At 66.7% G+C, this 24,546-nt stretch carries 21 protein-coding genes; 11 read left to right on the forward strand and 10 right to left on the reverse strand.

What is annotated here, in order from left to right; translation table 11 throughout:
• Positions 1 to 187 precede the first annotated feature (187 nt).
• From C8N44_RS12390 to C8N44_RS12410, 5 genes are all read left to right on the forward strand, one after another.
• Positions 188 to 1,528 (forward strand): ABC transporter substrate-binding protein, encoded by a 1,341-nt coding sequence (locus tag C8N44_RS12390; protein ID WP_107976988.1) that lies wholly within the window; start codon positions 188 to 190, stop codon positions 1,526 to 1,528.
• 96 nt (positions 1,529 to 1,624) lie between these two features.
• On the forward strand, positions 1,625 to 2,599 hold the full coding sequence (locus C8N44_RS12395; protein WP_107976991.1) for a carbohydrate ABC transporter permease: 975 nt from the start codon (positions 1,625 to 1,627) through the stop codon (positions 2,597 to 2,599).
• A gap of 1 nt (position 2,600) precedes the next feature.
• Positions 2,601 to 3,860, forward strand: coding sequence for a carbohydrate ABC transporter permease (locus C8N44_RS12400; protein WP_107976993.1), 1,260 nt, complete (start codon positions 2,601 to 2,603; stop codon positions 3,858 to 3,860).
• Positions 3,861 to 3,871: 11 nt separating this feature from the next.
• Complete coding sequence (locus tag C8N44_RS12405) at positions 3,872 to 5,524, forward strand: alpha-glucosidase (RefSeq protein WP_244641069.1); 1,653 nt, start codon at positions 3,872 to 3,874, stop codon at positions 5,522 to 5,524.
• A 31-nt stretch (positions 5,525 to 5,555) separates the two neighbouring features.
• Complete coding sequence (locus C8N44_RS12410; protein ID WP_107976995.1) at positions 5,556 to 6,677, forward strand: ABC transporter ATP-binding protein; 1,122 nt, start codon at positions 5,556 to 5,558, stop codon at positions 6,675 to 6,677.
• A 7-nt stretch (positions 6,678 to 6,684) separates the two neighbouring features.
• On the opposite strand, the gene C8N44_RS12415 is transcribed toward C8N44_RS12410, so the two are convergent.
• The 3 genes from C8N44_RS12415 to tyrS all read right to left on the reverse strand — a co-directional run bounded on the left by C8N44_RS12415 (position 6,685) and on the right by tyrS (position 9,677).
• Positions 6,685 to 7,179 carry a hypothetical protein gene (locus C8N44_RS12415; RefSeq protein WP_107976997.1) on the reverse strand — a complete coding sequence of 165 codons (495 nt, stop codon included), beginning with the start codon at positions 7,177 to 7,179 and terminating at the stop codon, positions 6,685 to 6,687.
• A gap of 98 nt (positions 7,180 to 7,277) precedes the next feature.
• Entirely contained in the window at positions 7,278 to 8,168 is an 891-nt protein-coding gene (locus tag C8N44_RS12420) for a GNAT family N-acetyltransferase (protein WP_107976999.1), read from the reverse strand.
• Positions 8,169 to 8,423: 255 nt separating this feature from the next.
• Positions 8,424 to 9,677 (reverse strand): tyrosine--tRNA ligase, encoded by a 1,254-nt coding sequence (gene tyrS / locus C8N44_RS12425; protein ID WP_107977001.1) that lies wholly within the window; start codon positions 9,675 to 9,677, stop codon positions 8,424 to 8,426.
• A gap of 97 nt (positions 9,678 to 9,774) precedes the next feature.
• On the opposite strand from tyrS, the gene C8N44_RS12430 reads away from it, so the two are divergent.
• Positions 9,775 to 10,830, forward strand: a complete 1,056-nt coding sequence (locus C8N44_RS12430; RefSeq protein WP_244641076.1) for an anhydro-N-acetylmuramic acid kinase — start codon at positions 9,775 to 9,777, stop codon at positions 10,828 to 10,830.
• Positions 10,831 to 11,149: 319 nt separating this feature from the next.
• On the opposite strand, the gene moaA is transcribed toward C8N44_RS12430, so the two are convergent.
• Positions 11,150 to 12,157: a GTP 3',8-cyclase MoaA gene (gene moaA, locus C8N44_RS12435; protein ID WP_107977005.1), complete on the reverse strand. Its 1,008-nt coding sequence runs from the start codon at positions 12,155 to 12,157 to the stop codon at positions 11,150 to 11,152.
• 86 nt (positions 12,158 to 12,243) lie between these two features.
• Here moaA and C8N44_RS12440 point away from each other — a divergent pair, with 86 nt between their 5' ends.
• The gene (locus tag C8N44_RS12440) at positions 12,244 to 12,717 is read left to right on the forward strand and encodes a hypothetical protein (RefSeq protein WP_107977007.1); all 474 of its coding nucleotides are present in this window, start codon (positions 12,244 to 12,246) and stop codon (positions 12,715 to 12,717) included.
• A 169-nt stretch (positions 12,718 to 12,886) separates the two neighbouring features.
• On the opposite strand, the gene glmS is transcribed toward C8N44_RS12440, so the two are convergent.
• Both glmS and glmU read right to left on the reverse strand, forming a co-directional pair.
• Complete coding sequence (gene glmS / locus C8N44_RS12445) at positions 12,887 to 14,704, reverse strand: glutamine--fructose-6-phosphate transaminase (isomerizing) (protein ID WP_107977009.1); 1,818 nt, start codon at positions 14,702 to 14,704, stop codon at positions 12,887 to 12,889.
• A gap of 4 nt (positions 14,705 to 14,708) precedes the next feature.
• Entirely contained in the window at positions 14,709 to 16,061 is a 1,353-nt protein-coding gene (gene glmU / locus C8N44_RS12450) for a bifunctional UDP-N-acetylglucosamine diphosphorylase/glucosamine-1-phosphate N-acetyltransferase GlmU (RefSeq protein ID WP_107977011.1), read from the reverse strand.
• Between the two features lie 105 nt (positions 16,062 to 16,166).
• On the opposite strand from glmU, the gene C8N44_RS12455 reads away from it, so the two are divergent.
• Together C8N44_RS12455 and C8N44_RS12460 are read left to right on the forward strand one after the other, a co-directional pair.
• Positions 16,167 to 16,835 carry an HAD-IA family hydrolase gene (locus tag C8N44_RS12455; protein WP_107977014.1) on the forward strand — a complete coding sequence of 223 codons (669 nt, stop codon included), beginning with the start codon at positions 16,167 to 16,169 and terminating at the stop codon, positions 16,833 to 16,835.
• Positions 16,836 to 16,866: 31 nt separating this feature from the next.
• The gene (locus C8N44_RS12460; RefSeq protein ID WP_107977016.1) at positions 16,867 to 18,081 is read left to right on the forward strand and encodes a DegT/DnrJ/EryC1/StrS family aminotransferase; all 1,215 of its coding nucleotides are present in this window, start codon (positions 16,867 to 16,869) and stop codon (positions 18,079 to 18,081) included.
• Here C8N44_RS12460 and C8N44_RS12465 read toward each other — a convergent pair.
• The gene (locus C8N44_RS12465; protein WP_107977018.1) at positions 18,048 to 19,010 is read right to left on the reverse strand and encodes an agmatinase; all 963 of its coding nucleotides are present in this window, start codon (positions 19,008 to 19,010) and stop codon (positions 18,048 to 18,050) included. The genes C8N44_RS12460 and C8N44_RS12465 overlap by 34 nt on opposite strands.
• Positions 19,011 to 19,144: 134 nt before the next feature.
• Here C8N44_RS12465 and guaB point away from each other — a divergent pair, with 134 nt between their 5' ends.
• A complete protein-coding gene (guaB, locus tag C8N44_RS12470; RefSeq protein ID WP_107977020.1) occupies positions 19,145 to 20,593 on the forward strand; it encodes an IMP dehydrogenase in 1,449 nt (482 codons plus the stop codon).
• A gap of 90 nt (positions 20,594 to 20,683) precedes the next feature.
• Positions 20,684 to 21,622, forward strand: a complete 939-nt coding sequence (locus tag C8N44_RS12475) for a hypothetical protein (protein WP_146178841.1) — start codon at positions 20,684 to 20,686, stop codon at positions 21,620 to 21,622.
• A gap of 80 nt (positions 21,623 to 21,702) precedes the next feature.
• On the opposite strand, the gene C8N44_RS12480 is transcribed toward C8N44_RS12475, so the two are convergent.
• The 3 genes from C8N44_RS12480 to C8N44_RS12490 all read right to left on the reverse strand — a co-directional run bounded on the left by C8N44_RS12480 (position 21,703) and on the right by C8N44_RS12490 (position 24,522).
• Entirely contained in the window at positions 21,703 to 22,695 is a 993-nt protein-coding gene (locus C8N44_RS12480) for an ABC transporter substrate-binding protein (protein WP_107977024.1), read from the reverse strand.
• 64 nt (positions 22,696 to 22,759) lie between these two features.
• Complete coding sequence (locus C8N44_RS12485; RefSeq protein WP_107977026.1) at positions 22,760 to 23,605, reverse strand: ABC transporter permease; 846 nt, start codon at positions 23,603 to 23,605, stop codon at positions 22,760 to 22,762.
• Positions 23,602 to 24,522: an ABC transporter permease gene (locus C8N44_RS12490; RefSeq protein WP_244641075.1), complete on the reverse strand. Its 921-nt coding sequence runs from the start codon at positions 24,520 to 24,522 to the stop codon at positions 23,602 to 23,604. The genes C8N44_RS12485 and C8N44_RS12490 overlap by 4 nt, the downstream gene beginning before the upstream one ends.
• Positions 24,523 to 24,546 lie beyond the last annotated feature (24 nt).

The raw sequence follows: 24,546 nt of genomic DNA on the forward strand, positions 1-24,546 counted from the left end.
TTTAGCTGCGGCGCAGCATGTTTTGCGGGGCTTGCAAATGCGGTTACCGATTGACAGTCTGGTTCCTGACGCGGACGGTGGCGAACGTCAAAGCGCTTTGGGAGGAGGGGCCCTCGGCCTCGGCTCAACCGCCGCGATACTCAGAACCCGTGCCCCTGGGGGTGCGCATTACGGGAGGACGATTATCATGAAATCCGTACTTTTGACCGGAGCCGCCGCGCTTGCGATCTGCGCCGGGACGGCGCAGGCGCAGGACCTCGTGTTCGCGCCGGGCGAGGGCGACTTCAACTGGGACAGCTTCGAGAGCTTCTCGGGGGAATATGACCTGAGCGGCGAGACCGTCGAGGTGACCGGCCCGTGGACGGGCCGCGACGCCGAGCTGGTCAACAGCGTGATGGCCTACTTCGAGGAAGCCACCGGCGCGACGGTCAACTTCTCGGGCTCCGACAGCTTCGAGCAGGACATCGTGATCGCCGCGCGCGCGGGCAGCGCCCCCAACGTGGCCGTCTTCCCGCAGCCGGGCCTTGCCTCGGACATGGCATCGCAGGGCTACCTGACGCCGCTGCCCGAGGGCACGGCGGATTGGATGCAGGAGAACTACGCGGCGGGCCAGTCGTGGGTGGATCTCGGCAGCTACGAGGGCCCCGAGGGCGAGGAGAACTACTACGGGTTCTTCTACAAGGTCGATGTGAAGTCGGTCGTCTGGTACTCGGAATCGGCCTTCGACGAGATGGGCTACGACATACCCGAGACCATGGAAGAGCTCAAGGAGCTGACGGAGCAGATCGTCGACGACGGCGGCACGCCGTGGTGCATCGGCCTTGGGTCCGGCGCGGCGACTGGCTGGCCGGCGACCGACTGGGTCGAGGATATGATGCTGCGCACGCAGCCCCCCGAGGTCTACGACCAGTGGGTCGAAAACGAGATTCCCTTCGATGATCCGGCCGTGGTCGGCGCGATCGAGGAATTCGGCTGGTTCGCCAAGAACGACGATTACGTGCAGGGCGGCAGCCAGGCGGTGGCCACCACCGACTTCCGCGAGAGCCCCGCGGGTCTCTTCACCATCCCGCCGGAGTGCTACATGCACCGTCAGGCGTCGTTCATTCCGACCTTCTTCCCGGAAGACAACGACTCGTCGTTCTTCTACTTCCCGGCCTACGAGGAAAAGGACCTTGGCCAGCCGGTGCTGGGCGCGGGCACGCTATGGGCCATCACGGGCGAGAGCGAGGGCGCGAACGCGCTGATCGAGTTCCTCAAGACGCCGATCGCGCACGAGGTCTGGATGGCGCAGTCGGGCTTCCTGACGCCGCACACCGGGGTCAACACCGAGCTCTACGCCAACGAGACGCTGAAGGGCCTTGGTGACATCCTTCTCGGCGCCTCGACCTTCCGCTTCGACGCGTCCGACCTGATGCCGGGCGAGATCGGGGCAGGGGCCTTCTGGACCGGCATGGTCGACTACGTGACCGGCACGCCTGCCGAGGAAGTCGGTGCCGACATCCAGGACCGCTGGGACAGCATCCAGTAAGATACCACGAGGCTCTGCCCGGCGACGGGCAGGGCCTTTCTGTACCGGGGCGCCTTATGGCCGGCGCCCGACGGACCGCGCCGGAAGGATCAATCCATGTCACCGATCATCCAGGGCATCCTGACCATCATCATCGGGGTCGGGGGATGCATCACCTACTTCTATGCGTCGAATTGGGTGCTCGATCACCTGATCTTTCCCGCGCGCACTGATGACCGGGGGCGCAACATCAACCGAGCCACGATGGTCCGGCCCTGGCTGTTCCTGTTTCCAGCGATCTTCGCGCTTGGGCTCTACCTCGTCTACCCGGTGGTGGGGAGCTTCTACCGGTCGCTCTTCAACCGCTCGGGCGAGGAGTTCATCGGGCTGGGCAACTACTACTACCTGTTCGCCGAGGACGGGTTCCGCGTCGCGGTCTTCAACAACTTCCTCTGGATCCTCTTCGTGCCGGCGGCGGCGACCTTCTTCGGGCTCATCATCGCGGAACTGACCGACAAGCTGAGCTGGGGGAACCTGGCCAAGTCGCTGATCTTCATGCCAATGGCGATCAGCTTCGTGGGCGCGTCGCTGATCTGGAAGTTCGTCTACGCCAACGACCCCGACATCGGCATCATAAACGCCGTGCGCGACAGCATGGGGCTTTCGCCCATCGACGTGCTGCAGATCCCGTTCTGGAACAACTTCTTCATCATGTTCATCATGGTCTGGATGCAGACCGGGTTCGCCATGGTGATCCTTTCGGCGGCGCTGCGCGGCATCCCCGAGGAAACGGTCGAGGCGTCGATCCTCGACGGGGCGAACCCGTTCCAGATCTTCTTCCGCATCAAGGTGCCGCAAATCCGCAGCACGATCATCGTGGTCTGGACGACGATCACCTTCCTGACGCTGAAGATCTTCGACATCGTCTACACGATGACGGGCGGCAACTTCGATACCGAGATCCTGCCCAGCTACATGATGGACTACATGTTCCGCGATGACGGGCGCGCCACGGCGGTGGCCTTCGTCATCATGCTGATCGTTCTGCCGGTGATGATCTGGAATATCCGCCAGGCGCAGAGGGAGGCCTGAGATGGACAATATCGCCGGCAAGCGCAGCGCCCTGACCATCGTCACGCACCTGAGCGTGCTGCTTCTCGTGATCATCTGGCTGGTGCCGACCGTCGGCCTGTTCGTGTCGTCCTTCCGGGACCGCGAGCAGATCCAGGAGACGGGCTGGTGGCTTGCGCCCTTCCCGGTGGAGCAGGCCTACCGCGTCACTCCGGAACTCGAAGGCGTCACGCGGGAAGGCGACCGCTGGGTGCTGGAGGGCAGCCTCGAAGGGGCCTACCAGGGGTCGGCCGTGGCGGGGTTCGGTATCACGTCGCGCGATCCCGGGATGGGCGAGCCGGGGGAGACGGTCGCGCGCTACTCCGTGGACGTGGAGGAGGAAGACGGCGAGATCGACGACACGCGGATCGAGATCACCTATCCCACCGAAGAGGGGCCGAGCTTTCCCGAGAGCGACGAGGACGGCAACCGCATCATCCCCGACACCGAGGTCTTCGACCGGTCGCTGAGCGTGACCGAGGAGGGGCAGTTCCGGTGGGAGGATGCCGACGAGATCACGCGAGCGCCTTCGATCTATGTGGTTGCCATGTCTCCGCCGGACTTCGGGCTGGGCAACTACCGCACCATCCTGAGCTCCGACAACATGGACCGCGCGTTCATCAACACGCTGACGGTGACGATCCCGGCGACGGTGATCCCGATCCTGATCGCGGCCTTTGCCGCCTACGCGCTGGCCTGGATGGATTTCCCCGGCCGCAGCTGGCTGGTCGCGGGCGTGGTGGGACTGCTGGTGGTGCCTCTTCAGCTTGCCCTGGTGCCCATGCTGACGCTGCACAACCAGATCGGCGTGGGGCAGAGTTTCCTTGGCATCTGGATGGCGCACACGGGCTTCGGCCTGCCGCTCGCCGTCTACCTGTTGCGCAACTACATGGTCGGCCTGCCGCGCGACATCATCGAATCCGCAAAGGTCGACGGGGCGACCGACTTCCAGGTGTTCACGAAAATCGTGTTGCCGCTGTCTTTTCCGGCACTTGCCAGCTTTGCCATCTTCCAGTTTCTGTGGACTTGGAACGACCTGCTTGTGGCGAAGGTGTTTCTGCCCTCCAATTCGGAGAGCTGGGTGATGACCGTGAAGATCGCCGATGATCTTCTCGGCTCACGCGGCGGAGACTGGGGCATCCTTGCCGCGGCGGCTTTCGTCTCGATCGCCGTGCCGCTAGGGATGTTCTTTGCGATGCAGAAATATCTGGTGCGCGGCCTGCTGGCCGGCTCCGTGAAATAGAAAGAGTAGCCATGAACGAACAATCGGGCGTGTCGATGAATGCCGCCGTGGATGATCCGGACTGGTGGCGGGGGGCGGTGATCTACCAGATTTACCCCCGCAGCTTTCAGGACAGCAACGACGACGGGATCGGCGACCTGCTTGGGATCGCCCAGAGGCTGCCGCACGTGGCCTCTCTCGGCGTGGACGCGATCTGGATCTCGCCCTTCTTCAAGTCGCCGATGAAGGACTTCGGCTACGACGTGGCGGATTACTGCGACGTCGATCCGATGTTCGGGACGCTGGCGGATTTCGATATCCTGATCTCTACCGCGCACCGGCTGGGGCTGAAGGTCATGATCGACCTCGTGTTCAGCCACACCTCGGACGAGCACCAGTGGTTCAAGGAAAGCCGGTCGTCGAAGGACAACCCGCGGTCGAACTGGTACGTCTGGGCGGACGCGAAGCCCGATGGCACGCCGCCTAACAACTGGCTGTCGATGTTCGGCGGGTCGTCCTGGGCCTGGGACACGACGCGGTGCCAGTACTACCTGCACAACTTCCTCAACGAGCAGCCGGACCTGAACTTCCACGAGCCGCAGGTGCAGGAGGCGCTGCTGAAGGTGGCGGATTTCTGGCTGGCGCGGGGGGTCAACGGTTTCCGGCTCGATGTCATCAACTTCTTCGTCCATGACCAGGAACTGCGCGACAATCCGGCGCTGGCCCCGGAAGAGCGTAACCCGATCATCGCGCCGGCGGTGAACCCCTACACCTGGCAGAACCATCTCTACGACAAGAACCGGCCCGAGAACCTCGACTTCCTGCGCAAGCTGCGCACGCTGCTGAACAAGTACAACGGCGCCGCCGTGGGCGAGATCGGCGACGACCAGCGGGGGCTGGAGATCCTCGGGGAATACACCTCGGGCGGTGACAAGGTGCACATGAGCTACGCCTTCGAGCTGCTGTCGTCGAAGCCGCCCACGCCGCAATACGTGCGCGAGACGATGGAGAGCCTGTTCGAGAAGGCGCCCGAGGGATGGGCCTGCTGGGCGTTCTCCAACCACGACGTGCCGCGGCACGTGTCGCGCTGGGAACTGACCGACCAGGCGGCGCGGCTGTTCACGACCTTCATGATGTGCCTGCGCGGATCGGCCTGTCTCTACCAGGGCGAGGAGCTTGGCCTGCCCGAGGCGGACGTGCCCTTCGAGGATCTTCAGGACCCCTACGGCATCCGGCTTTGGCCCGCGTTCAAGGGGCGCGATGGCTGCCGCACGCCGATGGTCTGGGAAGCGTCGAACCAGAACGGCGGGTTCACGTCGGGCCAGCCCTGGCTGCCGGTCTTCCACGACCACCTGCACAGGAATGCCTCGGCGCAGGAGCAGGACCCGGCCGCGATCCTGCACCATTACCGCCGCGCCATCGCCTTCCGCCACGCCTACCCGGCGCTGAGCAAGGGGCTGCTGACGGAGTTGGGCTCCGAGAACACGATCCTTCACTTCAAGCGCGAGCACGAGGGGCAGACCGTCTTCTGCGCCTTCAACCTCAGCGGCGATCCTGAGGTGATGGACATGCCCGACGGCAACTGGCGACAGATCGGGATCGAACTGGGCAGCGGGTTCTCCGCGCCCGATGGCAAGTTGCATCTGGGGCCGTGGCAACCGGCGCTGGCGCTGCAGGCGGGCTGAACGCGCCCGCATCAGAAGGGGGAAGGGGACCATGGCCACTTTGAAGCTCACCGATGTCGGCAAGACCTACGGCGGGACCGTCGAGGTGCTCAAGCACATCAACCTCGACATCAAGGAGGGCGAGCTGATCGTCTTCGTGGGCCCCTCCGGCTGCGGCAAGTCCACCCTGCTGCGCATGATCGCGGGGCTGGAGAAGATCAGTGCCGGCACGCTCGAGATCGACGGCGACGTCGTTAACGACGTGCCGCCCGCGCAGCGCGGGATTGCGATGGTTTTCCAGTCCTACGCGCTCTATCCGCACATGACGGTGCGCGAGAACATGTCCTTCGCCCTGAAGATCGCCAAGCAGTCGAAGGACGAGATCGACGCGGCGGTCGACCGGGCGGCCAAGATGCTGCAGCTTGAGGACTACCTCGACCGGCTGCCCAAGGCACTTTCGGGCGGCCAGCGGCAGCGGGTGGCCATCGGCCGGTCCATCGTGCGCGACCCGAAGGTCTATCTTTTCGACGAGCCGCTTTCGAACCTCGACGCCGCGCTGCGCGTGGCGACCCGGATCGAGATCGCGCAGCTCAAGGAGAAGATGCCCGAGCGCACGATGATCTACGTGACCCACGACCAGGTGGAGGCGATGACCCTGGCCACGCGGATCGTGGTGCTGGCCAACAAGGGCGTGGCGCAGGTGGGCACGCCGCTGGAGCTTTACGAGCGGCCCAACAGCGAGTTCGTGGCGCAGTTCATCGGGTCGCCCTCGATGAACCTTCTGAAGGGTGAGGTCGTGAGCACCGGCGCGCAGACGCGCGTGCACTTGGGTAACGACGGGGTGGCGTTCTCGGACTATCCGACGACGGAGGCGGACCAGGGCCTGCAGGTGAAGGTGGGCGTGCGCCCCGAGGATTGCCGCATCGCGAAGGACGGCGATTTCTACTTCTACGAGGGCAAGGTGGATATCACCGAGGCGCTCGGCGAGGTGACGCTTCTGTATTTCGAGGCCGAGATGGGGCAGGACCCGGTGATCGCCAAGCTGCCGGGCGTGCATTCGAACATGCGCGGCCAGACCGTGCGGCTGACCACCGAGAGCGACAAGGTGCACCTTTTCGCGGACGGCGTGTCGCTGCACTACCGCGAGGGAACACCCGAGCCGGAAAACGCGTGAAGGCGGATCAGGTGGACGGCTTGGGGCGCGCTTGATCCTCGTGAACGGGGCGTTCCCCGAAGAGCCGCGGCGGGTTCGGCGGATCGATGATCGACCACTGTGCGACGGCGAACTGCAGGAATTTCTCCTGCAGACCGTCAGCGTCCTCGGTAAAACGGTTCCGCCAGCTTCCCTTGGCCTGGATCGGCATGCGGATGTCTTCGGGTGATGGGGTGCGCCTGCCCGCCTTGGCAGCCTCAGCGGCCACGTCCTCGGAGAGCCGTGCGAGGCGGTTCAGGAGCGGCTGGACGTGTCGCGATCTGCGACCCGCGAAGAGCACCTCGACGGCGACCAACTCGTTTCGGCCATCGACCACGAATCCCTCGATGATGCAGTCGCCGCGCCGGTTCCGCCTGAACCGGGGTGTCATGACGACGACCATGCTGCTGGAAGGCATGCGGAAGAGGCCCGCATCCTCGACCCGCCGGGTCATGGCGGTCGTTTCCCTGCGCCTGTTCTGCATGCTCGGCCCCTTGCATTCCCCGAAAGCGGGCTTAGCGAAGCGCACCTAATGTTTGGTAAAGCCGGAGCCGCCTCGGGCGCATCGCGTTTCGGAGCCGGTCAGGCGGCCAAACCGAGCGGCAGGTGGCGCGCGAGGGGCGCCAGGGGGCCAGCATGTAACCACGTGCCGCCCTGGCGTTGCGCTTCGGCGCCGGTGCCGAGCTTGAACCGTGCAAGCCCCGGCGCGTCCTGCGTGTTGAGCGTGCCGAGGTCGAGGGTTTCGTGCCCCTCATCGGCGAGCCAGCCCATGGCCTCCCAGAGGAGCAGATTCATTGCGTTGAGGAGACGCCCCTCGGGGCGAGCGACCCCGATCTGCCAGGTGGCCATCGGGCCGTGGCGCAGGATGAGGATTGCGGCGACGGGCTTGCCAGCGTTGTGCGCCTCGAAGACCCAAGCCCCGGACGGATTGGCCGCGGCGAAGGCCGCGGAAAGAGCCGGCGGCAGGCCGCGATAGCCCCGCGCGCGGGCCTGCTCGGCCTCGGCGGCAAGAAGCCAGTGTCTCCGGTCAAGGGGGCGCCGGCGGATCTCGATGCCCCGGGTTTCCGAGCGATTGAGGCGATTTCGCCATTTCTGGTGCATCGCCGTCCGCATGGTGGCGCGATCGGAAAGCGGCAGCAGTGCAATCGTGGCTGGCGTCATGAGCGGCCAGAAGCCGTGGGCACGCAGCGCTTCGGGCGGCAGGCCGGGGGCGTTCAGCAGCAATGGCGCTCTCCCGTGCCAGCGGCGCCACCCGTCAAGCCAGTCGCCCGCCTCGGCCGGGTCGCGCGCCACCGGCCCGCGCGAGACGAGATCGACCCGCCCCAGAGGCCCGAAGCGGCGCGATTGCACCTGCCACCAGAGGGTGACGGCGCTGTCGCGGGCGCGCTTGCAGACCCGCACGGGCAGCCCCATGGCGGCGCAGGCCCGGGCGAATTCCGGTGACTGTGGCAGGGGAAGGGGCAAGTCATCCATGCCGACATTAACCCGATGACAAGTTTCACCGCCGTTAATCGGTGCCATGAAACAGCCGACTCGCCAATTTGTGCCCCGCTTCGAGGCCCGGGTGATATCCCGACCCCGCCCCACCGCCGCCGCAGCGCTGCTGCTCGCGACGCTGCTGTCGCTGCCGCTCGTGGCGCTGAGCTTCGTGCAGGCGGTGTTCTGAGGCGGACCGAAAAAGGCCGGGCGCCTGGCCCGGCCTTCGCGAACTCGCCGTACGCGGGTTGTTCAGTCCGCGAGGCGCACCAGCGCGTGGCGCTTCTTGCCGGCGCTAAGCTTGACCGGCGACGATAGCGCCGCAGCGTCGAGCATGAGCCCGGGGTCGCCGATGGGCGCATCGTCGAGCCTTGCGCCGTTCTCGGAGATCAGGCGCTTGGCGTCCTTGCCGGACTTGGCCAGCCCCGAGCGGACGATGAGCTGCACGATGGAGATGCCGTCGCCCAGCTCGGCGGGCGACAGCTCCAGCGTCGGCAGGTCGTCGCCCGCGCCGCCCTTCTCGAAGACCTCGCGTGCCGTGGCCTCGGCCGCCGCCGCCGCGTCCGCGCCGTGGCAGAGGGTGGTGACAGCGTTGGCCAGCACCACCTTGGCCTCGTTGATCTCGGCCCCACCGAGAGCGCCGAGCCGGTTGCATTCCTCGACCGGCATCTCGGTGTAGAGCCGCAGGAAGCGGCCCACGTCGGCGTCGGTCGTGTTGCGCCAGAACTGCCAGAACTCGTAGGGGCTTCGCTGTTCGGAGTTGAGCCAGATCGCGCCGTCGGCGGTCTTGCCCATTTTCTTGCCATCGGACGTGGTCAGCAGCGGCGTGGTCAGGCCGTATATCTCGTGATCGAGCACGCGGCGGGTGAGGTCGATGCCGTTGACGATGTTGCCCCACTGGTCCGATCCGCCGAATTGCACGAGACAGCCGTAGCGCCGGTTCAGCTCGAGGAAATCGTAGGCCTGCAGGATCATGTAGTTGAACTCGAGGAAGCTCAGCGACTGCTCGCGGTCGAGCCGGGACTTCACCGACTCGAAGCTCAGCATGCGGTTCACGCTGAAATGCCTGCCGATGTCGCGCAGGAATTCGAGGTAGTTCAGCCCGTCGAGCCACTCTGCGTTGTTTAGCATGAGCGCGCCGGTAGGGGTGTCGCCGTAGTCGAGGTACTTGGCGAAGACCTGCTTGATGCCGGCGATGTTACTGTCGATCTGCTCGTTGGTCAGCAGAGGGCGTTCATCGGCCCGGAAGGAAGGATCGCCCACCTTCGTCGTGCCGCCGCCCATCAGGGTGATCGGCTTGTGCCCGGTCTTCTGCAGCCAGCGCAGGGTCATGATCTGGATCAGCGAACCTACGTGCAGCGAGGTCGCGGTTGCGTCGAAGCCGATATAACCCGGCACCACCCCCTTGCTCAGGGCTTCGTCGAAACCCTGATAGTCGGTGCAGTCGGCCAGGAAGCCGCGCTCCATCATGACGTGCATGAAGTCCGATTTGGGATGGTAGGTCATGGGGCCACCTCATTATAGTGCGCGCGCAGCTATACTGAGGGGCAAGCCGAAGGTGAAGGGCAAGTTGAAGGACGGGCCGGTACGTGTTGTGGGGGCGATGTCGGGGACGTCGCTCGACGGGGTGGACGCGGCCGAGATCATGACCGACGGGGTGCGGATCCTGGAGTTCGGCAAAACCGCCTACCGGCCTTACACGGATGCCGAACGCGCGGTCTTGCGGGAGGCGCTCGGATGCTGGCCTGGGCCTGGCCTGGAGGAAGCGGCAGATGTGCTGCACGAGGCGCATGCCGAGGTCCTTTCGCGATTTGGGCGCGCGGAGCTGGTGGGGTTTCACGGTCAGACGCTCGCGCATGATCCCCGGGGGCGCGGGACACATCAACTTGGTGACGGGGCATGGCTGGCTGAGCGGCTCGATTTGCCCGTGGCCTGGGATTTCAGGTCCGCTGACGTGGCTCTGGGGGGCGAAGGCGCGCCGCTGGCGCCTTTCTTCCATTTCGCCTGCGCGAAGTGGTTCGGGGCCACTGGTCCGGTCGCCTTTCTCAATCTTGGTGGCGTGGGAAATGTCACTTGGGTCGATCCGTCGGCCAAGGCGCCCGAGCAACCCGGCGCGCTTCTGGCTTTCGACACGGGACCGGCAAACGCGCCGCTCAACGACCTTCTGTGGGAACGGCGCGGGCTCAGTTGCGACGAAGGCGGGGCGCTGGCAGCGGCGGGCGGGGTCGACAGCGCGGCGCTCGAGACTTTTCTCGACGACGAGTATTTCAAGAGAATTCCGCCCAAGTCTCTTGATAGAAACGATTTTCCGGGCATGCGCGGCCTCGTTCAGGGGCTGTCGGATGCGGATGCCGCGGTGACCCTGACGGCCATGGCGGTGTCTTCGGTGGTACGCGGGATGACACATTGCCCGTCCGCCCCCGAACGCGTGCTGGTCACCGGCGGAGGCCGCAAGAACCCGGTAATGATGCGAATGCTTGAAGGCGAGCTTGACTGCCCGGTGATCACGGTCGAGGACGCGGGGCTCGACGGCGACATGCTGGAAGCGCAGGCCTTCGCCTTTCTCGCGGTCCGCGTGGCGCGCGGCTTGCCCACCTCTGCCCCCGGTACGACCGGCGTTTCCATCCCGATGGGGGGCGGGCAGCTGAGCAGGCCATGAGCCTGGCCGCTGCTTCAGACGCCCCTGCGCGGCCTTGGTGGAACGCCCCTGCGGGGCGATGCGCCTGCGGCGCAGCCTACGGCGGAGGTATTTGGAGCGAGAAGAAAGGCAGGCGGCCCGCCCCGGGGTCGAGGCGGGCCGCAAGAAGCCGGGGCTTCTCCTCGCACGGTCATCGGCTCCTCAGCCTGTACCGCACCTCATCGAAGCACGGCTTTCCTAAGCCAGCATTAAGGTTAACGCGCCCAGGCTTCTTTTCGCTGAAAATACCTCGGGGGAGTCCCGAAGGGACGGGGGCAGAGCCCCCAATTGCGCGCCGTTCTCACCCGCCAGTGTGGCTCATGTGGCGCGACACGCGGCCATCGACGCCTTGCCGGGAATAGTCGAAGTCATGGCCTTCGGGCTTGCGCGAGATCGCCTCGCGGATGGCCTCGGTCAGGGGGGCGTCGGTGTGCGGGTGGTTGCGCAGCGGCGACCGCAGGTCGGCGCGGTCTTCCTGACCGAGGCACATGAAAAGCTCGCCGGTACACGTCAGACGCACGCGGTTGCAGCTTTCGCAGAAGTTATGCGTGAGCGGCGTGATGAAGCCGATGCGCTGTCCGGTCTCTTCGAGACGGACGTAGCGGGCAGGGCCGCCGGTACGGTCGGGAAGGTCGGTCACGGTGTATTGCTCCGACAAGCGCTCGCGTAGGTCGGTGAGCTTCCAGTACTGGCCGATGCGGTCCTCGTTGCCGATGTCGCCCATGGGCATGACCTCGATCCAAGTGAGGTCCATGCCGCGTGCGGCGCACCATTCGGTCATGGTGAAGAGCTCGTCTTCATTAAATCCCTTGAGTGCCACGGCGTTAATCTTGACGTGGAGGCCGACGCGCTGTGCCTCGTCGATGCCCTGGAGCACCTGTTTCAGGCGGCCCCAGCGCGTCACGCGAGCAAACTTGTCCTCATCGAGCGTATCCATCGAGAGGTTCACCCGGCGTACGCCGGCGTCGTAAAGCGCCTGCGCGTGCTTCGCGAGCTGCGAGCCGTTGGTGGTGAGTGTCAACTCCTTCAGGGCCTCGCTTTCGAGGTGCCGGCCCATTGCGCGGAAGAACGTCATGATGTCGCGCCGCACCAGAGGTTCACCGCCGGTTATGCGCAGCTTCTCGACGCCGAGGTTCACGAAGGCGGAACACAGCCGGTCGAGTTCTTCGAGGGTCAGAAGTTCCTTCTTGGGAAGGAATTTCATGTTCTCCGACATGCAATACACGCAGCGAAAATCGCAGCGATCCGTGACGGAGACACGAAGGTAGGAGATCGGGCGGTGGAAGGGGTCGACCAGAGAATGTTCCATTCGCGTCAAGGTATGCCGCGTGCTGGCCTCCGGCAAGGGCGGCGACGAGATTGTCTTCGCGGCGCCGAGGGCCTAGCGTTGATGGCATGAAAAAGATTGCACTTACCCTGATGATCGCGGCGCTTGCCGGATGCAGCCAGACGCCCGGCGGAAGCGAAAGCCCTGCCGCGCCCTCTTCCACGACCGGTGCCGATGCCGCCGAGCAGACACGTCCCCGGACACGCACGGAGGGCGCCCGGACCGCGGACTCTCTCGACACAACCTCCGAGGCCGAGCGCGCGCAGGCCGCAACGCCGCCCGAGGGCGGTGCGCTTCTGGGCGAGACGGTTGCGAGCCTCGGCAACGTGGGGCGCGAGGGCTTCTGGCTCGAGACGCCGCTCGTGGACGAGACCGTGCCGGGCCGGATCGAATACGCCGCCACAGGCGAGACGGCGCGGGTCGAACTGCGTCCAATTCCGGGGCCGGATACCGCCGGAAGCCGGATTTCGCTTGCCGCGATGCGGCTGATCGGGGCCCCTTTGACCGGTCTGCCGACGCTCCAGGTCTACCTCGCCGACTGATCGCCTGCCGCAGTGCTGCGATGCTCGGGAGCTTCGCGAGCTGACGGTCCCGCGGGCGGGGAGAGGCGCAGGGAGGGTCCGTCATTTCGGTACGGAGAATGCCGCTCGGAGCGTCTTGGTGCCCGGGATCCCATGAGCTTGTCCTGGGGCCCTCGGGCACTTCGCTATCTCATTCCACCGTTACCGACTTGGCAAGGTTGCGCGGCTGGTCCACGTCGGTGCCCTTGGCCACTGCGGCGTGGTAGGCCAGCAGCTGTGCGGGCAGCGCGTAGAGGATGGGCGCGAAGGCCTCGTCCACCTCGGGCATCAGGATCGTGCGCCAGACGTCGCTGCCGGCCAGTTCGGCCCCGGCGGCATCTGTGATGAGGCAGACCCTGCCGCCCCGGGCCATGACCTCGTGCATGTTGGAGACAGTCTTTTCGAACAGCCCATCGCGGGGGGCCATGACGACCACCGGCACGCTCTTGTCGATCAGCGCGATTGGGCCGTGCTTGAGCTCGCCAGACGCATAAGCTTCGGCATGTATGTAGCTGATTTCTTTTAGCTTTAAGGCGCCTTCCAGTGCGAGAGGATACATCGATCCGCGCCCGAGGAAAAGAACGTCGCGCGCCTCGGCGATCTGGCGGGCGGCGTCCTCGATGATCTCGTCGCGTCCTAGCGCCACGTTCAGAGCGCCGGGCAGGCCCCTGAACTTGCGTGAGAAATCGGCGATCTGGTTGTCATTCATGCGGCCGCGGTCGGCGCTGGCACGCAGGGCCATGGTGAGCAGCACGGTCAGCATGCAGGTGAAGGCCTTGGTCGATGCCACGCCGATCTCGGCGCCCGCGTGGATGGGCAGGACGTAGTCCGCCTCGCGCGCCATGGAGCTTTCGGGCACGTTGACGACGGCGACGATGCGGTCTGCCTTGCCGCGTGCGTAGTGCAGGGCCGCGAGCGTGTCGGCGGTTTCGCCCGACTGGCTGACGAAGATTGCCTGCGTCCCCGGCGTGATTGGCGGCTCGCGGTAGCGGAATTCCGAGGCGATATCGACCTCGACCGGTATGCCGGCGAGCTTCTCGAACCAGTACTTGGCCGTCAGGCAGGCGTAGTAGGCGGTGCCGCAGGCCACCATGACGAGCCGGTCCACCTTGGTGAAATCCATGCCCGGTTCGGGCAGGGCGATGCTATCCTGCGTGAGGTAGGCCGAGAGCGTGCCGGAGATGACCGAGGGCTGCTCGGCGATTTCCTTGGCCATGAAGTGCTTGTAGCCGGCCTTGTCGACGCGGGCGGCGTCCATCTGGATCTTCTTGATCTCGCGCTCGACCGGGTTGCCGTTGGCGTCCTGGATCTGGCAGCTGGCGCGGGTGAGGACGGCGCGGTCGCCCTCCTCGAGGTAGGTGATCCGGTCGGTCAGCGGGGCGAGCGCGATGGCGTCGGAGCCGAAGTAGGCTTCGCCCTCGCCGAAGCCGAGCGCCAGCGGGCTGCCCTTGCGGGCGCCGATCATCAGGTCGGGTTCCCCGTCGAAGAGCATGACGAGCGCGAAGGCCCCTTCGAGCCGGTCGATTGTGGCCATGGCGGCGGCGCGCGGGTCCTTGCCCTGTTCGAGGTGATACTGGGCGAGCTGCGCGATGGTTTCGGTGTCTGTGTCGGATTCGGGTGTGATGCCGGCACTGGCGAGTTCGCGCCGCAGGTCTTTGTAGTTTTCGATGATGCCGTTGTGCACGACGGCCACGCGGCCCGCGCGGTGCGGGTGGGCGTTGGCCTCGGTGGGCGCGCCGTGGGTGGCCCAGCGGGTGTGGCCGATTCCGGCCTTGCCGGGCAGCGGTTCGTGCACCAGCAGGTCGGAGAGATTCACGAGCTTGCCGACGGCGCGGCGGCGGTCGAGGTGGCCGTCGTTCAGCGTGGCGATGCCTGCGCTGTCGTAGCCGCGATACTCGAGGCGGCGCAGCGCCTCGACCAGCGTGGGAGAGACCTCGTGGGTGCCGAGGATGCCGACGATTCCGCACATGGGTTCAGTCCTTCTTGCCCTGGGCAGCCTTGCGGGCGCGCAGCATGTCCATGAGTTTGCGCGCGAAACCGGGCTTGGTGACCTGTTTCGCGCGGCCGAGGCCGAGCGCGCCGGGGGGCACGTCCTCGGTGATGGTGGATCCCGAGCCGGTCATGGCGCCGTCGCCGACCGAGATGGGCGCGACCAGCATCGTGTCCGAGCCGATAAAGGCATCGCGGCCGATCTTCGTCTGGTGCTTGAAGACGCCGTCGTAATTGCAGGTGATGGTGCCCGCGCCGATGTTGGTGCGTTCGCCCACCTCGGCATCGCCGATATATGTCAGGTGGTTGGCCTTCACACCTGCGGCGAGGGTTGCGTTCTTGATCTCGACGAAGTTGCCGACGTGCACGTCTTCGGAAAGCTCCGCGCCGGGGCGCAGGCGGGCGTAGGGGCCGACCACGGCGCCGCGGCTGACGTGGCAGCCTTCGAGGTGGGAAAAGGCGCGGATGCGGGCGCCGGTTTCCACGGTGACGCCAGGGCCGAAGATGACGTTCGGCTCAACCTGCGCATCGCGGCCGATAACCGTGTCCCAGGCGAGGAAGACGGTGTCGGGGGCCTGCAGGCTCACGCCGTCCTCCATCAGCGCCGCGCGGGCGCGGGACTGGAATTGTGCTTCTGCGGCAGAGAGTTCCGCGCGGGAGTTGATGCCGAGCGTTTCGCTTTCCGGGCAGCGGACGACGGTGGCCGAAAGGCCGCGGTCGCGGGCGAGGCCGACCACGTCGGTGAGGTAGTATTCGCCAGAGGCGTTGTCGTTTCCCACGCCGTCGAGCAATTCGAAGAGCTTGTCGCTGTCTGCTGCAATCACGCCTGAATTACAGAGGTTTATCGCGCGTTCCTCATCCGTTGCATCCTTCCATTCGACGATGCGCAGGAGGCTTGTGCCCTCCGTCACGAGGCGGCCGTAGCGGCCCGGGTCGGCGGGCTCGAACCCCAGCACGACCACGTCGTGGGTCTGGCGCGCGGCCTGCATGGCGGCGAGCGTTTCTTCCGAGATGAAGGGCGTGTCGCCGTAGAGCACGATGGCGTCACCGGAAAAGCCGTCGAGCGCGGGGCGGGCCTGTGCGACGGCGTGGCCGGTGCCGAGCTGTTCCTCCTGCAGGACGCAGGTGGCGTCGGGGTCGTAGGCGCGGGCGCTCGCGGCCACCGCCTCGGCGTCGTGGCCGGTGACGACCACGGTGCGGTCGGGCGCAAGGGCCTGCCCGGCACGCATGGCGTGCCAGAGCATGGGGGCGTGGGCGATTTCGTGCAGGACCTTGGGGGTGTCCGACATCATCCGCGTGCCCTTGCCCGCGGCGAGAATGATCAGGGCGGTGCTCATGGCCTCGGTCCGTTGTTATTTTCTGGCCCCCGTTTTATCCGAGACGCAGTGCGGGGCAAGCAGACGGCGGTCACGCCTGATTTCCTTATGTGACAGGGGTGGCCCATGCGCTGCGTGATCTTCGATCTGGACGGAACACTGGCGGACACGAGCGGCGACCTGATCGCCGCGGCGAATGTCTCCTTTGCGGAGATGGGCGCCGCGGTGCGGCTGGACCCGCAGGCGGACGCGGCGACGGCCTTCCGCGGCGGGCGGGCTATGCTGAAGCTGGGGCTTGCGCGCGAGGGGCGGCTTTCCGACAACGCGGTGGAGGCGTGGTATCCTCGGCTGCTGGAGGCCTACGGCGACGAGATCGACCTGCGGACGAAGATCTATCCCGGCGCGATGGAGGCCGTGGAGGCGCTGCGCTCGGACGGCCACGCGGTGGGCATCTGCACCAACAAGCCCGAGGCGCTGGCCGAGACGCTGCTGCAGCGATTGGGCGTGCGGTCGATGTTCGACTCGCTCATCGGGGCGGACACGTTGCCGGTGCGCAAGCCCGATCCCGCGCCCTTCTGGGCGGCGGTCGACGGGGCCGGCGGGTTCCGGGACCATGCGCTGCTGGTGGGCGATACCGACACCGACCGGCGCACGGCACGGGCGGCGGGCGTGCCCTGCATCCTCGTGACCTTCGGCCCCGAGGGCGATGCGGTGCTGACGCTGGAGCCTGAGGGCAAGATCGCGCATTTCGATCAGCTGGCCGCCGAGGTGTCGCGCATCTTCGGCCAGCGTTGACGGCGAGGCATCGGAGGCGCAAGACAGGCGCATGACAGAGGTCTTCACAGGGTCCTTCACCCAGCAGGAACCGATCCCCGAGGCGGGGATCGAGGCGGCGCTTTCCGTGATGCGGAGCGGGCGGCTGCACCGTTACAACACCTGCGAGGGCGAGGTGTCCGAGACCGCGGCCCTAGAGCAGGAGTTCGCGGCGCTGACGGGCGCGCGCTATTGCCTTGGCGTGGCCTCGGGCGGCTATGCGCTTGGCTGCGCGCTGCGGGCCGTGGGGGTGAAACCCGGCGACCGCGTGCTGACCAATGCCTTCACGCTGGCCCCTGTGCCCGGCGCCATCGCAAGCGTGGGCGGCGTGCCGGTTTTCGTCGAGGTGACCGAGGACCTGGTGATCGACCTCGAGGACCTTGAGGCGAAGGCGGGGCAGGCCGATGTCCTGATGCTGAGCCACATGCGCGGGCATCTGTGCGACATGGATGCGCTGATGGAGATCTGCCGCGCGGCGGGGATCACGGTGATCGAGGATTGCGCGCATACCATGGGGGCGACCTGGAATGGCGTCGCGTCGGGGCGGCACGGGCTGGTGGGCTGCTATTCCACGCAGACCTACAAGCACGTCAATTCCGGCGAGGGCGGCTTCCTTGTCACCGACGACGCGGAGGTGGCGGCGCGGGCTGTGATCCTGTCGGGGTCCTACATGCTGTACGAACGGCACGCGGCGGCGCCGGGGCCGGAGGTCTTCGAGCGGGTGCGGCTGGAGACGCCGAACGTGTCGGGTCGGATGGACAACCTGCGCGCGGCGATCCTGCGCCCGCAGATCGCGAAGTTGGGCGAGCAGGTGGCGCGGTGGAACGCGCGTTACGACGTGGTCGAGGCGGGCCTCCGCGACACGCCGGGCCTGCGGCAGGTGACGCGCGATCCGCGCGGTGTCTTCGTGGGCTCGTCCTACCAGTTCCTGTTGCCGGAGTGGTCGCCTGGGGCAGTGGAGGAGGTCGTGACCCGCTGCAAGGCGCGGGGCGTGGAGCTCAAGTGGTTCGGGGCCGAGGCGCCCGTGGGCTATACCTCGCGCTACGACAGCTGGCATTACGCGCCGAGCGGCCCGCTGCCGCGGACGGACGCGGTGCTGGCTGGACTGCTCGACATGCGGTTACCGCTGACCTTCAGCCTGGACGATTGCGCGCAGATCGCGCGGATCATCCGGGCCGAGGTCTCGGCCGTCTATCAGGCCGCCGGGGGCACCGACGCGCGGGCGTGAAAGACGAAGCCGAGCAGGTTCATGAGAAGCTGCGCCGCGAGGATCGAGGTCGATCCGGTGGGGTCGTAGTCGGGCGCGACCTCGACAAGGTCGATGCCGATGACGGGATGCGCCTTGGCCACCGCCTGAAGAAGCTCCAGCACCTCGTAGTAGAGAAAGCCGCCATGGCTGGGCGTGCCGGTGCCCGGCGCGATGGAGGGGCAGAAGGCGTCGATGTCGATGGTGATGTAGACGGGCGCGCCCTGCGGCAGGCGCGCCGCCGTGGCGAGGGCTCCGAGCGCGCGCATCTGCCGGACCGAGAGGATGTCGGAGCCGCGGGCGCGGGCATCCTCGTAGCCCTCGCGGGCGGTGGAGCTGACGTTGCGGATGCCCACCTGCGTGAGGCCGCTGACCCAGGGCTTTTCGGCGGCGCGGCGCATGGGGTTGCCGTGGCCGCGCGTGACGCCGTGCCGTTCGTCGACGAAATCCAGATGCGCGTCGATCTGGAGAAGGTGGAAGGGGGCGTGGTCCTCGTAGGCCTCGATGCAGGGGATGTTGGTGGAGTGGTCGCCGCCGATGGTGACGGGCAGGGCGCCCGCGGCCAGTGCGGCCGCGACCCCCGCGCGGATGTTGGCGTGGCTTTGCAGCGTGTCGGTGTGTACGATGTCGGCGTCGCCCATGTCGGCGATGCGCACGCCGTCGAGGTAGGTCACGTCATCTTCGTGGTCGTAGGCGCCGGCGTGGCCGAAACTGAAAAGCGTCGAGGCCTCGCGGACGCCGCGGGGGCCGAAGCGGGCGCCGGCGCGCCACTGGGTGCCCGCGTCGAAAGGCGCGCCGAGGACGGCCACGTCGCAGTCGAGCGCGGCCCAGTCGGCCACGTGGGGCGCGCGGGCGAAGGTGCAGATGCCCGTGAAGGGCAGGTCGAGACGTCCGGTCTGGTATCCGTGCATGGCAACTCCTTGATCGCGATCACGATTACGCTCGTGCGGCACGGTGACAAGGCCGCTGCGTAAATCCGGCCTTTTCTTTTGCCGTTCTGCGTGCAAGAGGGACGTGCCAACCGACACCTCCCAAGGAGACCCCCATGGAGATTCGCGAGGCGCTCACCTTCGACGACGTATTGCTTGTTCCGGCCGCTTCCGACGTGCTGCCGAGCACGGCCGACACGCGCACGCAGGTCACCAAGTCCATCGCCCTGAACATTCCGCTTCTGTCGAGCGCCATGGACACGGTCACCGAATCCCAGATGGCCATCACGCTTGCGCAGGTCGGTGGCATGGGGGTGATCCACCGCAACCTGACCGTCGAGGAACAGGCGCGCGAGGTGCGGCGCGTGAAACGGTTCGAGAGCGGGATCGTCTACAACCCCGTGACGCTGACCCCCAACCAGACGCTGGCCGATGCCCGCGCGCTGACCGAGCGCTACGGCTTCACCGGCTTTCCGGTGGTCGATGAGACCCGCAAGGTCGTGGGCATCGTGACCAACCGCGACATGCGCTTCGCGCAGCGCGACGACACGCCCGTGCACGTGATGATGACCTCGGAAAACCTCGCCATCCTGCGCGAGCCTGCCGATCGTGACGAGGCCATCGACCTGATGAAGGCGCGCCGGATCGAGAAGCTTCTGGTGACCAATGCCGAAGGGCGCCTGACGGGCTTGCTGACGCTAAAGGACACCGAGCAGGCGGTGGTGAACCCGACGGCCTGCAAGGACAGCCTCGGCCGGCTGCGGGTGGCTGCGGCCTCGACCGTGGGCGACGCGGGCTTCGAGCGGACGCAGGCGCTTGTGGATGCAGGCGTCGACATGGTGGTGATCGACACAGCCCACGGCCACAGCGCGGGCGTGGCCAAGGCGGTCGAGCGCGCCAAGTCGCTGTCGAACGAGGTGCAGGTCGTGGCGGGCAACGTGGCCACCGCCGAGGCCACCCGCGCGCTGATTGGCGCGGGTGCGGACGCGGTGAAGGTGGGAATCGGCCCGGGGTCGATCTGCACGACGCGGATGGTGGCCGGTGTCGGCATGCCGCAGCTGACGGCGATCATGGAATGCACCAAGGCGGCGGGCGACGTGCCGATCATTGCCGACGGCGGCATCAAGTTTTCGGGCGATTTCGCCAAGGCGATCGCGGCGGGGGCCTCCTGCGCCATGGTCGGGTCGATGATCGCGGGCACGGACGAGAGCCCCGGCGAGGTGATCCTCTACCAGGGCCGGTCCTACAAGGCCTACCGGGGCATGGGGTCGCTTGGCGCCATGGCGCGCGGGTCGGCCGACCGGTATTTCCAGAAGGATGCCGCCAGCGACAAGCTGGTGCCCGAGGGGATCGAGGGCCAGGTGCCCTACAAGGGGTCCGCGGGCGCCGTACTGCACCAGCTGGTGGGCGGTCTGCGGGCGGCCATGGGCTACACCGGCTGCGCCACGGTCGCGGAGATGCGGAAGAACTGCCAGTTCGTGCGCATCACCAATGCGGGCCTGCGCGAGAGCCATGTGCACGACGTGGCCATCACGCGGGAGTCTCCGAACTACCGGATCGGGTGATCGGGCGGATCGAGAAACGCTGTCTTAATTGATCCTCTGTTAAGGGTGACTCGGCCCTCGGATTTGGGGCCGGGATCGCTGGAGGATCGATTGGACAGACAGATGCTGAAACCGGTCTTCACCAGTCCGCGTGCGCCGGGCGGCTCTTCGACTGACGGGGTGCAGGGTATGCCCGCGGGGACCTCCGGGGTCATGCGCGACGACCGTGGCGACCTTGGTGCATGGATGGAGCGACTCGCCGACAGGCTGGATCAGATCGAATTCACGCTTGGCGATTCTGTCGAGGCGGCAGGCGAGATGGGCGCAGAAAGCGATGCGCGGGTCGCCCGCCTCGAGGCGCTGGCGGAGACCCTGGCAGGCGCGCGCGGTGGGCATGATATGCTGGCCCGGCTCGAGCGCGTGGCCGAAGCGAACGAGGCCGTTGCGGCGCAGCTTGGCGGGCTGAGCGAGGTCATGGCGCTGAGCGACTCGCGGCTTTCGCTGATCGAATCCCGTCTGGATTCGCTTGCCGCGCGCATTGGTGCCACGCAGGGCCCCGAGATGCTGGACAGGCTCGGCGACCGCATCGCGGACATGCTCGACGGCTTCGGCGAGACCATGGGACAGTTCAGGCGCGACGTGGCGGCAGAGGCCCGTGCTGCGATCGAGGAGGCCGGGATCTCGGCGGCGGAGGCGGAGCAGACGGCCCTGCTCGCCCGCCTGAACCGCCAGGTTCTGGCCGCGCTCGGCGGTATCGGCAGTGCGTCGGAGCGGGCGGAGGTGATCCAGCAGGAACTGAAGGCCCTGCTGCTGCAGCTTTCCGAAAGCCATGGCACTGTTCCCGAGGCGGCACCAGAACCCGAGCCGGCCGAAACCAAGGCGCTGCGCCGTCTGGCCGTCCTGAACGGACAGATCGCGGCGCGCGTCGATGCCCTTGGCGAAGGGCCGGAAGGACCCGCGCTGGTAAAGAGCATTCGTCGGGCCATCGACACGATCCTGAGCGATGCGCGCCCGGCTGTGCGGCGCGACGACGAAGCCGCGGAGAACTGAGCCGCATCGAGCCACGCGCATAAAAAAGGCCCCCGGTTCCACGGGGGCCTTGTTCGTTTCAGGCTCGATCCGAGACCGTCTCAGTCGGCCAGCGCCTTGTCGGTGACAGCGTGGGTGAAGGCGCCTTCGGGCTCTTTCGTGATCACCGGGTCGGAACCGCCGGCGAGCAGGGTTTCCACCGTACGCTCGTAGTCCGCCTCGTCCAGGGCGCCTTCGGTGCCGGCGGTGAGCTTGGCGACCTCTTCCATCATGCGGATCTGGTGCTGTTCCGTCTGGGCGCCGGTCTCGTCGTAGTCGAGCACGATCATGGCCGCTTCCTCGGGGTTCTCCTCGGCCCATTTCCAGCCCTGCATCGAGGCATCCACGAAGCGGGCCATCTTGTCGACGAAAGCCTCGTCCTCGAGATCGTCCTCGAGCACGTAGAGACCGTCCTCGAGCGTGGCGACGCCCTGGTTCTCGTACTGGAAGGTCACGAGTTCCTCGGGTGCGACGCCCGCGTCGATGACCTGCCAGTATTCGTTGTAGGTCATGGTGCTGATGCAGTCGGCCTGGCGCTGGAGCAGCGGGTCGACGTTGAAGCCCTGCTTGAGCACCTCGACGCCGTTTTCGTCGGCGCCGTCGGTGTCGATGCCGAGCTGGCTCATCCACGACAAGAAGGGATATTCGTTGCCAAAGAACCAGACACCGAGCGTGCGGTTCGCAAGGTCGGCCGGTTCCTCGATGCCGACGTCACCCCAGCAGGTGAGCATCATCCCTGAGGCCTTGAAAGGCTGGGCGACGTTCACCAGCGGCAGGCCGTTTTCGCGCGCGGCAAGCGCGGCGGGCATCCATTCCACGATCACGTCGGCACCGCCCCCGGCGATCACCTGCGTGGGTGCGATGTCTGGGCCGCCGGGCAGGATGGTGACGTCGAGATCCGCCTCGTCGTAGTAGCCGTTTTCGAGCGCCACGTAGTAGCCGGCAAACTGGGCCTGCGTGACCCACTTGAGCTGCAGCGTGACCTCGTCCTGCGCCATGGCGGGCGCGGCGAAGGCCAGGGACGCCGCGGCGGCGGCGAGGATATTGCGATGCATTGACGAACCTCCATGTTGTCGTCGGTGACGGCCCGGGTTGTCCCGGGTCCGGGTTCTGGAACTGTCAGCCCCGCTGCGAGGCGTGCCAGTAGGTCAGGCGCTTTTCGAGGCCGGCAATGATGCCGTAGAAAAGCGTACCGAAGATCGCGGCCACCAAGATGGCGGCCCAGACCATGCCGAGGTCAAGCTGCCCGATGCTGGTCGAGATGCGGAAGCCGAGCCCCAGCGTGGGACTGCCGAAAAACTCGGCAACGATGGCCCCGACGAGCGCCAGCGTGGTGCAGACCTTCAGGCCGTTGAAAATGAACGGCAAAGCCGCGGGCAGGCGGAGCTTGAGCAGGGTCTGGCCCCAGCTTGAGGCATAGGTGCGCATGAGATCGCGCTGCATGTTGGTCGTGTCCGAAAGCCCCGCGACGGTGTTCACGAGCATCGGGAAGAAGACCATGAGCACGACCACGGCGGCCTTGGACTGCCAGCCGAAGCCGAACCACATCACGAGGATCGGCGCGGTGCCCACGATGGGCAGGGCGGCCATGAAGTTGCCCAGCGGCAGCAGGCCCCGGCGCAGGTAATCGTAGCGGTCCACCAGCAGCGCCACGAGGAAGGCCGCGGCGCAGCCCATGAGGTAGCCCGTAAGCGCCCCCTTGAGGATGGTCTGGACGAAATCGCCCCAGAGCATGCCGAGGTTCTCGGAGAAGGTTGTGGCGATCATGCTGGGCGGCGGCAGGATCACGCGGGGCACGTCGAAGCCGCGCACCATGAGCTCCCACATGCCGAGCAGGGTGGCGCCGAAGATGATCGGCACGGCGAGCGCGCCTGCGCGGGTTGTGCCGCCGGGGCCGTTGGCGATGCGGACGTTGATCGCCCAGCCGGCGGCCCAGAGGATCAGTGCGAAGACGACGAGGCTCATGTCTGCATCCCCATGCGGGCGAGGGTTTTCCGTTCAAGCCAGCCGAGCAGTCCCACAAGGACTGCGGCAAGGGCGGCGGCGGTCAGAAGCGCGGCCCAGATCTGCGCGGTCTGGCCGTAGTAGCTTCCCGCCAGCATCCGGGCGCCAAGCCCGCCGCGCTGCACCGGAAGCTCACCCACGATGGCGCCCACGAGGCTCGCCGCGATGGCGATCTTGAGCGAGGCGAAGAGGTAGGGCACCGAGCTTGGCAGTCGCAGCTTCTGGAGCACGGTGCGGGCGTCGGCGTTGTAGGTGCGCATGAGGTCGAGCTGCATCCCGTCGGGCGCGCGCAGGCCCTTCACCATGCCCACGACCACAGGGAAGAAGCTGAGGTAGGCCGAGATCACCGCCTTGGGGATCAGACCCTGCACGCCGATGGAATAGAGCACCACGATGATCATGGGCGCCAGCGCCACGATGGGGATGGTCTGGCTGACGATGGCCCAGGGCATGACGCTCATGTCCATGACGCGGCTGTGCACGATGCCGATGGCGAGCGCCACGCCGAGCACCGCACCGATCAGGAAGCCCACGAAGGTGGCGTTGAGCGTCACGAGCCCGTGGTAGACGAGGCTGCGGTTCGAGAGGCTGCCCGAGCGGACAAGGCCACGGCGACCGTTGACCTCTTCGCCGATTGTCGAGTCGTAGAGCTCTTCCACCACAACGTGCGGCGCGGGCAGGCGCGGACGCGCGGTGGCCCAACTGCCGGCGATGTGCTGCGGGTTGCGCGCCACGAGCGCCCAGTTGGACATGTCGCGCCGCTCCACCGCGCTTTCGGGGGAGACCACGGCGCCGTCGCGTTCGACCTGCGTGAGCGCTTCCTTGATGTTCATCGGCACCGCGGCGACGTACCAGAGCGCGATCAGCGCCACGATCATGGGCACGACCGGCGGGATGGGCAG

The sequence above is a fragment of the Allosediminivita pacifica genome (assembly GCF_003054175.1).
GTDB lineage: Bacteria > Pseudomonadota > Alphaproteobacteria > Rhodobacterales > Rhodobacteraceae > Allosediminivita > Allosediminivita pacifica.